Genomic DNA, 1,393 nt, shown 5'->3' with positions numbered 1-1,393 from the left:
TACTACAGCCGTAATCCATCATGTGCCATGATAGGGCTCTTCTTCCTTAAATAAAAGGCGGTGTCACATGCCATCCCCTGCCAAAATCTGGGAACAGGCGCTACAGGCATTACATACCCGTCTGGCTCCCTTATTTCACTCTACCGGCTCACGACAACGCAGCCTCGCCTATCTTCGGGGATTGCTCAGTGATGTTGAACGTAAGAATAGCTGGCAACTGGCTGAATGGATGGGGGAAAGTACCCCCGATGGGATTCAATATTTGCTGGAACGCGCTGATTGGGATGTCGATATGGCCCGCGATATCCTGCGGGATTATGTCACTGAACATTTGGGCGATGAACAGGGTGTTCTCATCATTGATGAAACCGGTTTTATCAAAAAAGGGACACATTCTGCCGGGGTACAGCGTCAGTATAGTGGGACCGCTGGACGGGTAGAAAACAGCCAGATAGGCGTATTTCTTTGTTACGCCGGCAACGGAGGGCATGCCTTTGTTGACCGGGCATTATACCTGCCTCGCCAGTGGACAGATGCCCGTTCCCGCTGTGAAGCCGCGGGTATCCCCGCCAGCGTCACTTTTGCAACGAAACCCCCGTTAGCCCGGCAGATGCTGGAACGAACATGGGATGCCGGCGTTCCCTGTCGCTGGGTGACCGCGGATGAAGTTTATGGCCGTGACCGTCGTCTAAGAGTCTGGCTGGAGTCCCGATACCCGCCCTTTGTGTTAGCCATTCCCTGCAATACCCCCTTAGGGTGGCGAGGGCCAGAGTATATCCGTGCTGACCGGATTGCCGATACCCTGACCGCCGCTGACTGGAAAACACGGTCAGCGGGAACGGGGACAAAAGGTGAGCGTGAGTATGACTGGGCTGTCGTGCCGTTATGGCGTTTACAGCTCAGTGAAGAGGATCGACATTATGGTCATTATTTGTTAGTTCGGCGCAGCCGGGATAGCAGACAGGAACGGGCTTACTATGTGGTGTATGCCCTGAGAGAACAGGTGGATCTTAATACGCTGGTTCAGGTTGCGGGTTGTCGCTGGGAAATCGAAAGTGGCTTTGAGGAAACCAAAGGGGAATGTGGGCTGGATCACTACGAAGTGCGGCGATGGCAGAGCTGGCACCGGCATATTACCTTGTCGTTACTGGCCCATGCAGTCCTGGCGGTTTTGCGGGTACAGGAGAAAAAAAACACCGGCAGGCCGGGTTCCGCTCAGTGTAGCGGAACTCCGTAAGCTGCTGTCAAAGCTGATGGAAAAAGCGGGAAAGACAATCGAACAGATTTTACATTGGTCAGACTGGCGACGACGGCATCAATACCGGGCACAACAATGTCACTGTCGCCGCCGGGGAAATCATCGGCTTACAGAGCAATTACGGCTGTAGTACTA

At 53.9% G+C, this 1,393-nt stretch carries 1 protein-coding gene; it reads left to right on the top strand.

Annotated elements, in window-relative coordinates; all coding sequences use genetic code 11:
* Positions 1-67: 67 nt before the first annotated feature.
* Positions 68-1,237: an IS701 family transposase gene (locus NXS07_RS20040; protein ID WP_258087514.1), complete on the top strand. Its 1,170-nt coding sequence runs from the start codon at positions 68-70 to the stop codon at positions 1,235-1,237.
* The last annotated feature ends 156 nt before the right edge of the window (positions 1,238-1,393 follow it).

Origin of the sequence: Xenorhabdus bovienii (assembly GCF_024721015.1) — a bacterium.
GTDB lineage: Bacteria > Pseudomonadota > Gammaproteobacteria > Enterobacterales > Enterobacteriaceae > Xenorhabdus > Xenorhabdus bovienii.
Note: the sequence above shows the minus strand (reverse complement) of the source record. Positions and strands in the feature narration are given on the sequence as shown.